Raw genomic sequence first — 12,509 nt, 5'->3', positions numbered from 1 at the left:
GTAGAAGGAATTATCATGGATTTAACAACCACTTATATGGGGATGGAGCTGAAGCATCCCATCGTGGCGTCGGCCGCGCCGCTGTCGGGGAGCGTGGCCAACATCAAGCGCCTCGAAGACGCCGGCGCGGCGGCCGTGGTCATGTTTTCGCTGTTCGAGGAGCAGTTGAAACACGAGAGCGCGGCGCTGGAGTACCTGATGACCGCCGGCACCGAGAGTTTCGCCGAGTCGTTGAACTACTTCCCGGAAGTGGATGATTACACCGTTGGTCCGGACAACTACCTGGAACTGCTGCGGCAGGCGTCGGCGGCGGTGGACATCCCGATCATCGGCAGCCTCAACGGCATCACCAACACCGGTTGGATCGAATATGCGCAGTTGATGCAGGAGGCGGGAGCGAAGGGGATCGAACTGAACATCTACTACATCCCCGCCGATCTGACCACCAGCGGCCGCGAGGTCGAGGAGCGCTACGTCGGGATCGTCAAGGCGGTGAAGGCGGCGGTGACCGTGCCGGTGGCGGTCAAGCTGAATCCGTTTTTCAGCGCCATCGGCTCGATGGCCAAGGCGCTGGACGACGCCGGCGCCGACGCCCTGGTGTTGTTCAACCGCTTCTACCAGCCCGATTTCGATCTGGACAAGCTGGAAGTGGCGCCGAACCTGCAATTGAGCACGCCGGACGAGATTCGCCTGCCATTGCTGTGGATCGCCATTCTGCACGGACGGTTGCGTGCCTCGCTGGGCGCCACCCGCGGCGTGCAAAGTGCGACCGAGGTGGTCAAGTATCTGATGGCGGGCGCCGACGTGGTGATGACCACCTCGGCCCTGCTCAAGAACGGCATCGATTATATCGGTACCCTGCACAATGGCTTGCGGACCTGGATGGAACTGCACCGCTACACGTCGGTACAGCAGATGAAAGGTTCGATGAGCCAGCGCAAGGTCGCCGATCCGACCGCGTTCGAGCGCGCCAACTACATCAAGACACTGGAAAGTTACAAGGGCGACTATCTGTGAGAGCGCCTGCCGTCTGATTGACCTCGACTATCGCTTGGAGGTCTTGCGGGGGTTGCGGGGACGCAATCCCCTTTTTTCCGGCCATCGTTTCAGGATGGCCCGCGATATTGGCGCGGGACTTCAAGCAGACGGATTTGCGGGTCCGCTTGCGGGTCCACATGCCCTTTTCGGAGCGCGATGCCGTTCAGCGAATTGGCTTCGACATCCTCGTTACCCCATTGATCCCAACCGGGCCGGCGGAAGCGGGCGAACAATTCCAGGTAAGGGCCGGGCGAGCAGGATTCGATGATGGGGTAAATCTGATCGGGTTTGCGGGAGTGCTCGCGTTTTTTGCGAGATCAGCACGTTGGTTTGGGTTCGGCCGGATTGCAGCGTGCGCAGGTGGCCGCGCACGCCGAACAGGATGAGTTCGGTGACGTTACGGAAGTAGAAGCCGACCCCCCGGCCGTCCGGTCCGCCATCCTTGCGCACCTTGTACCAGACCAGGTTGGATTTATAGCTGAAGCCCCAGCAACGCATGACTTCCAGCCCCTCGGCCAGCAGGGCGTTGGGAACCCACAGGTACAGATGCGCGTTGGGGGCAAGAAGGGGTTTTACCGGGAGCGCGCATACGTCCTCCAGAGTCATCGTCGGATAGCGCAGCAACCGTTGATGCTCCGGCGCCATCTTGCCGGTGCGATTCTGGAAACGCCAGGGCGGGTCGGCCAGGACGGTCGCATAGGTTCCGGCGACCTTGGCGGCCAGGTCCTGGGCAGCGGTTGTCTGGATGCTGTCAGCAGTCTTCTTCATGTTGTGTGAGCGCGATCCAGACCACGTTTCTCGTGGAAAACCTCCACAAACCGCGCCAATCGTTGTTCGGCGATGGCCGCTCGCAGCTCGCGCATCAGATCCAGGTAGTAATACAGATTATGAATCGTGTTGAGCCGGGCGCCGAGAATTTCGTTGCATCGGTCCAGGTGGCGCAGATAGGCGCGGCTGTAGTGTCGGCAGGTGTAGCAGCCGCAGGTTTCGTCCAGCGGCCGGGTGTCGGTTCGATACTGGCCATTGCGGATGCGGATGTCGCCGTGATGCGTAAATAGATGGCCATTGCGGGCGTTACGGGTCGGCATCACGCAATCGAACAGATCCACGCCACGGCGCACGGCCTCGACGATGTCTTCCGGCTTGCCGACCCCCATCAGATAGCGCGGCGCGGTCTCCGGCAGCAGCGGCACGGTGCAGTCAAGCATCGCCAAGCGCTCCGCCAACGGCTCGCCGACCGCCAGCCCGCCGATGGCATAGCCGTCGAAGCCGATGTCGCGCAGCCCCTCGGCCGAGATACGGCGCAGAGATGGGTACATGCCGCCCTGGACGATACCGAACAAGGCGGCGGGATTATCGCCATGGGCGGTCTTGCTGCGTCGCGCCCAGCGCAGCGACAGTTCCATGGAGGTTCGCGCTTCGGTTTCGGTGGCCGGGTAGGGGGTGCATTCGTCGAAGATCATGACAATGTCCGCGCCCAGTGCCCGTTGCACCGCCATCGACTCCTCCGGCCCCAGAAACACGATTCCGCCGTCCACCGGCGACCGGAATTTCACGCCAGCTTCGGTGATCTTGCGGATCGCCGCTAGGCTGAACACCTGAAAGCCGCCGGAATCGGTCAGAATCGGTCCATCCCAGTGCATGAAACCGTGCAGGTCGCCGTGCTGTTCGATGATCGGCGTGCCGGGGCGCAGCATGAGATGGAAGGTGTTGCCGAGGATGATTTCGGCGCCGACGGCGCGCAGCTCTTCGGGGGTCATGGCCTTGACCGTGCCATAGGTGCCGACCGGCATGAAGGCTGGAGTTTCCACGGTGCCTCGGTCGAAAGTCAGCCGGCCGCGGCGGGCGGCGCCATCGGTTTGCAGTCGCTGAAAGTGCATGGGTATAGGGCGGAACCGAGCGGTGGGATTAGGGGGTGCCTATCTTGGCGGCAAGGGGCTGGACTGGCAAGGCGTGTTGCGTCGGTTTAACGGAATCTCCAGAATCCGGGTTTACCGTTGGCTCGGTCGAGACGGTCGCTTCAGCGACGCGAGGCCGGGCTTTTGATCTTGTTCGAATCGCATAAGGTGAGATTCGCGATGCAGCCTTACCGCAGTGTCATTCTCCTGTCATGCTGGCTGGTCGCGCTGGCGACCGCGTCCGCTTTCGCGTTCGATTTGCGGCGGGTCACGGTTGGCCCGACAACGTTTCAAGTCGAGATCGCGCAAACGTTGCAAGAGCGCGAGCGCGGCCTGATGTACCGTCGGGAGCTGCCGCGCGACCAAGGCATGTTGTTCGTGCAATCGCCGGGTCCGGCGGTGTTCTGGATGAAGAACACCTATATTCCCCTGGACTTGCTGTATTTCGACATTAATGGCTGGCTATCGCAGATCGAGGCCGACGTGCCGCCCTGCGCGACGCCGACCTGTCCGCTGTATCCCAGCGATACCAGCGAGGTGCGCTATATTCTGGAGATCAACGCCGGCGAGGCGGCCCGGCGTGGCATCCGGGTCGGTGACCGCTTGCGCTTGGAATGAGCCGACGAGGACAGGAGATTGTTTTTCCTGTGTCGGGTCGGGAAATGATTTCGGAATGTCGTGATCTTAGCCAACCGACGAGTGATCCCATGAACGATGACATCCCGCGTTTCATTCGCTGTGGCCGGGCGCTGTGCGGCGATCTGCCGCAGGCCGAACGGCGCGAGTGGTGGTTGGCAAACGGTTTGGGTGGCTACGCCGCCGGCACCGTGGCCGGCACCCTGACCCGGCGTTATCACGGTCTGCTGGTGGCGCCGGTACGGCCACCGCTCGGCCGCTGGCTGGTATTCGCCAAGGCCGACGCCACCCTGGTGGACCGGGACCGGGAAATTCCGCTGTTCAGCAATCGTTGGGCCGGTATCGACGTGGTCAACCCCTGCGGCCACGTTCATCTCGAATCGTTCCATCTGGAAGGGCGGATGCCGGTTTGGCGTTTCGCGATCGGCGATATCGTACTGGAGCAGCGTATCTGGTTGGAGCCAGGCGCCAACACCAGCTACGTCGCTTACCGACTGACGCCGGAGAGCGCCGCCCGCGACCTGAAACTGAAGGTTCGGCTGCTGGTGAACGGCCGCGACCATCACGTCAAAACCCAGATGAACGAGTTCCAGCCGGTGCTGGAGGCGCCCGATCCCGCGTCGCGGCGGGTGCATACCCCGGATTTCACCCTGCGGCTGTGGGTTCGTGGCGGCGGCATGGTGGACGACGGCAACTGGTTCGAGAACTACGATCTGCCGATCGAGCACGAACGCGGCTTGGCGCACCGCGACCACCATTTCTGTTTGGGAGAGGCGGTGCTGACCCTGCGGCCGGGCGTCTGGACCGGCGTTGTCGCCAGCCTGCACGAGGAGGCGGAACTCGATCTGGATGCGGCGCTGCGGCGGTTTCTGGCGCGTGAAGCCGGCTTGCTGGAGCAGGCTACCACCCAAGTGTCCGAACTGCGACAGGCCCCGGACTGGATCCGGCAACTGGTGCTGGCGGCGGACAGTTTTCTGGTCGCCCGGCCGCTGCCGGATTTGCCCGAGGGCGAGACGGTGATTGCCGGTTATCCCTGGTTCGGCGATTGGGGGCGCGACACCATGATCGCGCTGCCGGGGCTGACGCTGGCGACCGGCCGTTGCGATATCGCCCGCCGCATCCTGCTGACCTTCGCCCGTTTCGCCGACCGTGGCATGTTGCCCAATCTGTTCTCCGCCGAGGGCGAGCCGTTGGCCTACAACACCGCCGATGCCGCGCTGTGGTACATCGAAGCTTGGCGGGCCTATCTGGAGGCGAGCGCCGACACCCAAACCCTGACCGAGGTGTTTCCGGTCTTGCAGGAGATCATCGCCTGGCATGTGACCGGTACCCGTTACGGTATCGCTCAGGACGAGGCCGACGGATTGTTGCGCTGCGGCGAGCCGGGGACGCAGTTGACCTGGATGGATGCCAAGGTCGGTGACTGGGTGGTGACGCCGCGTATCGGCAAGCCGGTGGAGATCAATGCGCTTTGGTATAACGCCTTGCTGTGTCTGGCCGGTTTCGCCCGGCGCTTGCGGCAGTCACCGACACTTTACGACGATCTGGCGGCACAGGCACGGATGGGATTCCGTCGCTTCATCCGGCCCGACGGCGAAGGCTTGTTCGACGTGCTGGACGGACCCGACGGCAACGATTCCAGTATTCGCCCCAATCAGTTGCTAGCGGTGAGCCTGCCCCACAGCCCGCTCGATCCGGCGGTACGGCAGCGGGTGGTGCGGGTCTGCGGCCGGGAACTATTGACTTCCCATGGCCTGCGTTCCCTGGCACCGAGCCATGCCGAATTTCGGCCCCATTACCTGGGCGATCCGCTGGAGCGGGATGGCGGCTACCATCAGGGGCCGGTTTGGGGCTGGTTGTTGGGGCACTATGCCTTGGCCGAATACCGGGTACACGGCGACGCGGCGGTGGCGCAAGCCTGGCTGGAGCCAGTTCGCGATCACCTGTTCGATGCCGGCCTCGGCACGGTCAGCGAAATCTTCGACGGTGCACCGCCGCACCATCCACGCGGTGCGCCGGCCCAAGCCTGGTCGGTGGCCTGCGTACTGGAGGCTTGGCAGCGCTTGGATCGGTTGCGGCTACGAAAAGAAGTTTCTCGTTCGGAGCCGCCGGCCGCCGATTGATTCGAGGGAAGACCGATCGCCCGTCGCGTGGTTAAGCGGCCTTGCCTTGTCCTTGGTTCTTGTCCTTGCCGCCGCGGTTCGGTTCCGTGGGCGGCAACAGGCTGAGCACGGTCCAGCCGGCCGAGGGTTGCAGCGTTTCCCGAGTCGAGAATACCCGCAGCTTGCCCTTGGGATCGAGCGCGAACAAGGGAATGGTCTGTTCGCCCCATTTTTCGCGGAAGGCGGCAAAGTCGAAATTGGCGGTCAGCGGCGTGGCGCGGATGGTGTGGCCTTGATCCAAGCGATCTTGCAGCCGGGCGAAGGTGACTTGCTCGCCGAACAGTCGGGCGGTGCGATAGGACGGGGTCACTCGGTTGCGGTTGATGCTGTCCCGCTCCTCGTCTAGGCGCAGGGTGTAGACATGCTCGGCTCCAAATAGCGGCCGGAAGTACAGGCCGGCGAGCGTGTTGCGCTCCATCCACAGCGACATGGCCAGCAACTTGCCGATGCCGGTGAGATCCAAATAGGTATCGGCATGTTCGGATAGGACATTGCCGTGGTAGACCGGTATCCCAGCCATACGGGTCGGGCGGAGATTCTGCCAGACCGGATCGGCCAGGATCACCGGAATATCCCGCTCGTGCAGTGCCTTGGCTATCGCATGTCCGACCCGGGTGGCGCCCGTCATCAGCACCCCGCGCGGCGGCGGTGCCGCCAGTCCCAGCTTTTTCACCACGGCCTTGGCGGTGAGACTTTGCAGGATCACGGTGACCAGGATGACCAAGAAGGTCAGTGCCACCAGAGTGCGGGCCTCGGCATGGCCCAGCCGCTCCAGTTGCAGGGCGAACAATGCGGAGACCGCCGCCGCGACGATGCCGCGCGGGGCGATCCAGGCCAGTACCGTTTTTTGTCGCCAATCGAGTTTGGAACCGATGGCGGATAGCCATACCGTGACGGGGCGAGCAACGAAGAGAATCGCTAGCATCACGCCGAACGCGCCCCAGCCCATGCCGGCAAAAGCGTGAGGATCGAGTCGTGCCGCCAGCACGATGAACAGGATCGAGATCAACAGCAGGGTGAGGGTTTCCTTGAAGTTGAGAATGTCCTCGACGATCAGATTTTCGGTGTTGGCCAGCCGCATGCCCATGACCGTCACCGCCAGCAGGCCGGATTCGGCGGCGAAGGCGTTGGCAAAGGCGAACACGCCCAGCACCAGCGCCAGACTGCCGATGCGATGCAGGTATTCGGGTAGCAGTTGCCGGCGCATCAAATTGGCGAGCAACCAGGCGCCGGCCAGGCCGAGCAGAGTGCCGGCGACGACGGTGGTGCCGAACAGCAGCAGGGTGTTTTGGACCTGATCCTGTTCGGCAACGGTGAACTCGAACACCAGCACCGCCAGCAAGGCGCCGATGGGGTCGATCAGGATGCCTTCCCAGCGCAGGATGCTGGCGATTTCGCGCTGAGGGCGAACGCTGCGCAGCAGCGGGGCCACCACGGTGGGGCCGGTGACGGTGACCAGCGCGCCGAACAGCAGCGCCATGGACCAGGGCAGGTCCATGCACACGCGAGTGGCGAGCGCGATGAGCAGCCAGTTGATCAGCGCGCCGAACGAGACCAGGTTGCGGACCACCCGAGCTTGGCCACGAATTTCCGCGAAGCGCAGGGTTAGCGCGCCTTCGAACAGGATGACGGCGACGCCGAGCGAGACCATGGGGAACAGCAGCTCGCCAAGCAGACGGTCGGGGTTGAGCCAGCCGGTGATCGGGCCGGCGATGATACCGACGGCCAGCAGCGGCAGAATGGCGGGCAAGCCCAACCACCAGGCTAGCCATTGCGCGCCGACCCCGACCAGCAGGATGGCGGCGATCGTCAGAGGAATGAAGTCGTGCATACGGTTTCACAAGTGGTGGATTGGGAGGGCATTGAGCGTAACCGGCTTGGTGCCAGTCACGCGGAAAGTTGCATGGAGCTCGGAAGGAAAATCCATGCACGGACTTAGCAAGAAAGATGCCTGTTTTTGATGACCGGCCGATTTCGGGAGACAAGGAAGCTGTCGAGGGCAAGTCCGGTCTATTGTGGATTTTCTCTCATGGCAACAATGTCCTGAATTAGGATGGTGACATCGGAGGGGCAAGAGATTGGATCTGCTTCCGATATTCCGAAATTCGGCGTGTAATACATCGCCATTGGCGAATTGACCGGCCAAATCCTTCAACCTTCAACGGCTTTTGTTGTCGAGCCCGCTGGATATTGGCCGTCCCGTGTGTGGCCCTCTTCTTAACCTGAAGTGCCGGAGGGAGTTCTCATGCCTTGTGAACTTGAGCAGGATTCCGTCAAGACCTTTCCGGGTCTGACCTTGTTTTCGAAACGGGGTAGCGCCTGCCGGAAGCCCACGGCCGTTTACCTGCCGCCAAAACATTTGGCTACCAATCATGCCTTGAATGTCGTTCTGTGGCTGCACGGGTTTTATGTAAAAGACCATCGATACTTGTTTCACAGCGATGCGGCGCGGGTGCGGGAACAGGTGCTTGGGTCCGGCAAGGATGTCGTGCTCATCGCCCCCTTTCTGGGTTACGAGTATCTCAATGCCAAAAAAGAATTTGAGGGGGATTACAGTGTTGCCGCTCTGGAAGGCGAGAAATGGGGCGAGCGCTACCTGGACGAAGTGCTGGCGGCCCTGGCCCGATTTCAGAATCCGTCAACCCCACCTGCCCTCGATATCAAGAACCTGGTGATTGCGTGTCATTCGGGGGGCGGAGGGGGCATGCGCAAACTGGTTGGGACTCTGGGAAAATACCAGTCGCGACTGAAGGAGTGTTGGGGATTCGATTGCTTGTATGGCAAGAAGATCGTTCCCGACGACGCCACTTTTTGGTACCAGTGGGTATCAGGTCAGGGCGGCCGTCCCCTTTATATCATCTACGGTCCGAGCACCCTCCCGCAATCGGTGAAGCTCTACTTGATGGGACGCGGCAAAGCGACATCACAGGGTAATAAGGCCGATCTGCCCAGGGCACCCCTCAACAACCTGCATGTGACCATCGGGCACTACGAGACCTATTCGACGCATGGACAGACGGTCAACGTCGGTAGCTACATCGATTCCGTCGTCGATGACCTCATGACCCGGCCCTCTCCCAAAGCCAAGCCTTCCACCAAGCCCGCGAAATCCTTTGTCGAGCAGGCGGCGGATAATCTAATGGCGAACTTCATCTTCGTGGAGCAGGACGACATTCACTATTTCATCGCCAGAGCGTTCTTTTTTATCGAAACTGCGTAGCGCTCCTTTCTGAGAAATCGAATCCAGCCGGGGTCTGGTCTCGATCTTTTCCTTTTCCGAAGTCGTCAACCTGACTCGGGAAGTTGCCGCCATGGGAGTAGGGCCGCAAAAGTCAAAACCGGGCCCCGCAATTCCAGCAGTTAACATTCACCACACCAGCCGTTCCAGCCCGATACTCACCACCGCGTGGGTACGCAGCTTGAGACTCTCGCCGTCGGTGCGCTTCAGCGTTTCCCGATAGGCGGTCAACTGCATTTCGGCTTCCCGCAACTGCTCCGCCACCACGGGCAGGGCGCGCAACTCCTCCCATGTCTTCGCCGCCAAATCGGCGCCGCTGAGTCCGGCTTCCTTTAGACTGACCGTCTTGAATTCCAACAGGTGATCGAGCAGGGCGTATTGGCGCATGTCGGATCGCACCCGCAGCAGCAGATCGCCGTAGCCCCGACCCAGCGCCGGTTCCGAGTCCATGACGTAGAACACATCATTGAACAGCACCACCAGAAACGCCGTTTTCACCACCAGCTCGTTGCTCCAACGCAAATCCCGGTTGTCGAAGACCTTGAAATAGGTCCGTTCGAGCAGGTCGCAGAGGGGGCCAAGGTCGCCGGTGGCGTAGAACCTTCGGCACAGCTCTTGCCGTTGCGCTTGGTCGTCATAGTCCGGTAGTAACTGTTCTTGCAAGCGCTCGACATAAAGCTTGCGGATCACCTGATTGGGAATGGTCAAGCTCAGTTCACCCCATTCGTTCCGTCCGGCCAGGGTGAGAACGCCGAAGTAATACAACAGGGTAGCGAGAAAATCGGGGTTCTTCGGGGCGGTGAGCATGTCCCGCACCCCGAAGCGATTGACCAATTGCGCGACGGCGAGCGGTTTGGCGTCGTTCAGTGCCTGATTCACCAGCGTTTCGCCGTGCGGCAATCGGGCCACGTACTGAATCCGGTTTCGGTCCATCGCCAGGTTGTCGTCGAGCATCTGGCGCGGATAGCGGCCGTAGCGGCCAAAGTAGTCCAGGAAATACAACGCCAGCGTCGGATTGTAGAGCAGCGGGTTGTCCCCTTCGCCGAACCGATAGCCGTTGTAGAAGCGCTGCAGCAGTTCCAGGATGTCGGGAGCTTGCTCGGCGGGAATCCCCCGCTCGGTCAGCACCCCGCTCAGGGCGTCCGCCAACTCCCTAGCGGTAAACCCGCAGAGATCGTGATACTCGTCCAGGTGCGTCAAGTCCTTGGCGACGTTGTAGCCGCTGGTTATGTCACTCAACACCACCGGCGATACACCGGTCAGGAACACCCGATCGATCCCTCGCCCTTCCGCCCCGGCTTTGACTGCCTTGAAGAAAGTCTTGATCGTGCCCTCGCTTTCCACCAGTTCCTGGTAGCGATCCGTGCCCTGCAATGGGCTGATCATGACTTCGTTGGCGAAATTGTCGTATTCGTCGATCAGCAGATACAGCCGGTGGGGCGTTTGGGAGACCGCGCCCAGCAACGATTGCAAGCTCGTCATGGCATTGTCCGACTGGATGCGCACCGGTTGCCGAAGCCAGGGGGCGTACCCGGCGACAAGGTTTTCAATCTGAGTGTTGACATGATCGAACAACGCCCGGCGAATCGCGGCATGATCGCCGCTGGGATCGACCACCGAGAAGTTCAACTTCAGGACAAAGTATCGATTGCGTAGCGGTGTCGGATTCCGGCCAATTTTCAGCCCGCCGAACAGCCGTTCGAAATCATCCGTCCGTGCCAGGTCGTAATAGTTTTCCAGCGTGGATAGCCACAGGCTTTTACCGAAGCGGCGCGGGCGCAGGAACAGCAGTTGACTACCGGCTTCTTCCAGCAACGCGATGCGGTCGCTGCGATCCACATAGAAATAGCCTTCTTCCCGGATCTTGCGGAAGTCGGCGATGCCGTAGGGAAAACGCATGGGCATTACCTCGCAAAGCGATGGCTCTGATTCCCAGGCTCAGGCGTGGGAATGCCGTCTGGCCGCTCCAGCGGTAAGAGTCCGAAGGTATGACGGAAGACGCTGAAGCGTCTGGGCTTGCTCCGATGCTGGAGCGTGGGAGCTAGATGAATCACCGTTTGCTACTCACGAGTCGCACATGGAATTTATTCTTAAATTTTGCGATGCCCACGGCCGCAGATTTATTGGCCTCCGGATAATCCAGGTTAATCTCCTTGCCAGCACCTGCGAAGCCAGAACCGAAGCTAACGATCCACGGGGTGTAGTAGCTCGTTTTGCCTAAGGACCAGTACCGCGAATCCGGTGTATTTGGAAAAACCGGTTGATAAATTGTCGGGCGTTCATATCCTCCTTGGCATGCTTGCCCTGTATCGTTCCAGATATTAGGCTGGCCGCTGGAGCAGTAAATCAAAGTTAGCAATTCTTTTTTGGTCGGCACCCGCCAGTCGCTGTAGCTAGCGTACCCCCCTTGGCGATTCAGCGTGGCGGCGGTATCCAGCGCCTCTTGCCATGTGTACTCCTCAGCCCAGCCAACACACGTCCCACCCTGCCATGTCTGTCCCAGCGAACAGCGCATCCATTGCAAGCCGGTTCGCACATCCGTGACCGTACCGTCACCATTATCCTGATAGCGATCCGCCAACAAGGTTTGAGTCGGACGGGGTGGCACGGCAAGCGCACCTACTGGGGTTTTTGGCTCTGGCGTCCGGGGTGCCGACACCGATTTCAGCCGCGCCCGTGCCATTCGCGCATATCGCCCCTTCGGATAATCTGCCAGATACGCCTCGAAACACGCCGCCGTTCCACATTTCTCGGCCGACTTCCAGGCTTCACGGTCGTAGTTCACTGCCGACTTTTTGGGCGCTGATTTGCGCGCCGGTTTCTTGGGTGCTGGTTCAGGTGCCGGCTTTGTCACCGGCTTGGAGGTCGGTGGTGATTTCTTCGTGGTTTCCCGTCGGTATTTTTCCATCAGCCGCCGCACCGCCTCCGGGTCCGGATCCGTGCCCCACACCGGCAAAACCATCAGCCCCAATACAATGCCCAATCCGATCCAAGGCCACCTGCTTTGCATCGTGATCTCCTTTGTATTCGTTAGTGCTGTCTTACCGTCCGCCGCTCAAACGCGCTTGTAATGCCTGGTATTCGGGACTTTGCGGGTCCCACTGGCCCAGATCGTCCGTCACCCGCTTGGCCAGCATCTCTTGGCCCTGATCCAGAAAGGCCAGCGCCGCAGCCTGCATGATCATGGTCTGTTCCCGCCGGAACGCCTCGACCCGCCCTTTTCGATCCAATGCTTTCGCGTCTTCCAGCGCCCGCCGCGCCGCTGGAATCTCCCGCGCTTCCAGCAGTTTTTTTGGCCACCGTCAATTGGAGATCGAGTTGCTGCTGGCGGGCCACATCTTCTGGGTCCGGAGGCGGTGTGGCAGGGGTAGGCAGTTCCGCTGGCAAGGCGATCTTCAGTTCTTGCGCGCCCACAGCCAAAGTATGCCACTTTCGATAGGGTTGATAGCCGGGGGGCGCTCACCTCAAGGTCGTAATTGCCCGGTGGCAATTCAATGCCGTCCCGATACACCGGACCGATGTTCATGATGCGAACTT

Annotated in this window: 9 protein-coding genes and 1 pseudogene; 4 read left to right on the top strand and 6 right to left on the bottom strand. The window is 61.1% G+C overall.

Annotated features, from left to right (window positions below; genetic code table 11):
- Positions 1–15: 15 nt before the first annotated feature.
- The gene (locus E4P82_RS11660) at positions 16–1,017 is read left to right on the top strand and encodes a dihydroorotate dehydrogenase-like protein (RefSeq protein ID WP_169249049.1); all 1,002 of its coding nucleotides are present in this window, start codon (positions 16–18) and stop codon (positions 1,015–1,017) included.
- Positions 1,018–1,106: 89 nt separating this feature from the next.
- Here E4P82_RS11660 and E4P82_RS11655 read toward each other — a convergent pair.
- Positions 1,107–1,806: pseudogene (locus tag E4P82_RS11655) on the bottom strand (MT-A70 family methyltransferase).
- A complete protein-coding gene (gene tgt, locus E4P82_RS11650) occupies positions 1,803–2,918 on the bottom strand; it encodes a tRNA guanosine(34) transglycosylase Tgt (protein ID WP_169249048.1) in 1,116 nt (371 codons plus the stop codon). Before tgt ends, E4P82_RS11655 begins: the two are co-directional and overlap by 4 nt.
- 198 nt (positions 2,919–3,116) lie before the next feature.
- Between tgt and E4P82_RS11645 the strand changes: the two genes are divergently transcribed.
- Entirely contained in the window at positions 3,117–3,554 is a 438-nt protein-coding gene (locus E4P82_RS11645; protein WP_169249047.1) for a DUF192 domain-containing protein, read from the top strand.
- A gap of 89 nt (positions 3,555–3,643) precedes the next feature.
- Complete coding sequence (locus E4P82_RS11640; RefSeq protein WP_169249046.1) at positions 3,644–5,695, top strand: amylo-alpha-1,6-glucosidase; 2,052 nt, start codon at positions 3,644–3,646, stop codon at positions 5,693–5,695.
- 31 nt (positions 5,696–5,726) lie between these two features.
- Here E4P82_RS11640 and E4P82_RS11635 read toward each other — a convergent pair whose 3' ends face one another.
- Positions 5,727–7,565 carry a cation:proton antiporter gene (locus tag E4P82_RS11635; RefSeq protein WP_169249045.1) on the bottom strand — a complete coding sequence of 613 codons (1,839 nt, stop codon included), beginning with the start codon at positions 7,563–7,565 and terminating at the stop codon, positions 5,727–5,729.
- 414 nt (positions 7,566–7,979) lie between these two features.
- Between E4P82_RS11635 and E4P82_RS11630 the strand changes: the two genes are divergently transcribed.
- Positions 7,980–8,954: a hypothetical protein gene (locus E4P82_RS11630; protein ID WP_169249044.1), complete on the top strand. Its 975-nt coding sequence runs from the start codon at positions 7,980–7,982 to the stop codon at positions 8,952–8,954.
- A gap of 147 nt (positions 8,955–9,101) precedes the next feature.
- Here E4P82_RS11630 and E4P82_RS11625 read toward each other — a convergent pair whose 3' ends face one another.
- From E4P82_RS11625 to E4P82_RS11615, 3 genes are all read right to left on the bottom strand, one after another.
- Positions 9,102–10,871, bottom strand: coding sequence for an AAA family ATPase (locus tag E4P82_RS11625; protein WP_169249043.1), 1,770 nt, complete (start codon positions 10,869–10,871; stop codon positions 9,102–9,104).
- Between the two features lie 151 nt (positions 10,872–11,022).
- Complete coding sequence (locus E4P82_RS11620; protein WP_246327540.1) at positions 11,023–11,982, bottom strand: Lcl C-terminal domain-containing protein; 960 nt, start codon at positions 11,980–11,982, stop codon at positions 11,023–11,025.
- Between the two features lie 31 nt (positions 11,983–12,013).
- Positions 12,014–12,202, bottom strand: coding sequence for a hypothetical protein (locus tag E4P82_RS11615; RefSeq protein WP_169249042.1), 189 nt, complete (start codon positions 12,200–12,202; stop codon positions 12,014–12,016).
- Between the last annotated feature and the right edge of the window lie 307 nt (positions 12,203–12,509).

Source organism: Candidatus Competibacter phosphatis, assembly GCF_012939995.1.
Classification (GTDB): domain Bacteria; phylum Pseudomonadota; class Gammaproteobacteria; order Competibacterales; family Competibacteraceae; genus Competibacter; species Competibacter phosphatis.
This window is presented reverse-complemented; position numbering and strand designations above follow the sequence as displayed.

Bases quoted from the DNA above. Each gene is read 5' to 3' on its own strand.
- E4P82_RS11660 (WP_169249049.1), top strand. From the start codon at position 16: ATGGATTTAACAACCACTTATATGGGGATGGAGCTGAAGCATCCCATC.
- tgt (WP_169249048.1), bottom strand. From the start codon at position 2,918: ATGCACTTTCAGCGACTGCAAACCGATGGCGCCGCCCGCCGCGGCCGG.
- E4P82_RS11645 (WP_169249047.1), top strand. From the start codon at position 3,117: ATGCAGCCTTACCGCAGTGTCATTCTCCTGTCATGCTGGCTGGTCGCG.
- E4P82_RS11640 (WP_169249046.1), top strand. From the start codon at position 3,644: ATGAACGATGACATCCCGCGTTTCATTCGCTGTGGCCGGGCGCTGTGC.
- E4P82_RS11635 (WP_169249045.1), bottom strand. From the start codon at position 7,565: ATGCACGACTTCATTCCTCTGACGATCGCCGCCATCCTGCTGGTCGGG.
- E4P82_RS11630 (WP_169249044.1), top strand. From the start codon at position 7,980: ATGCCTTGTGAACTTGAGCAGGATTCCGTCAAGACCTTTCCGGGTCTG.
- E4P82_RS11625 (WP_169249043.1), bottom strand. From the start codon at position 10,871: ATGCGTTTTCCCTACGGCATCGCCGACTTCCGCAAGATCCGGGAAGAA.
- E4P82_RS11620 (WP_246327540.1), bottom strand. From the start codon at position 11,982: ATGCAAAGCAGGTGGCCTTGGATCGGATTGGGCATTGTATTGGGGCTG.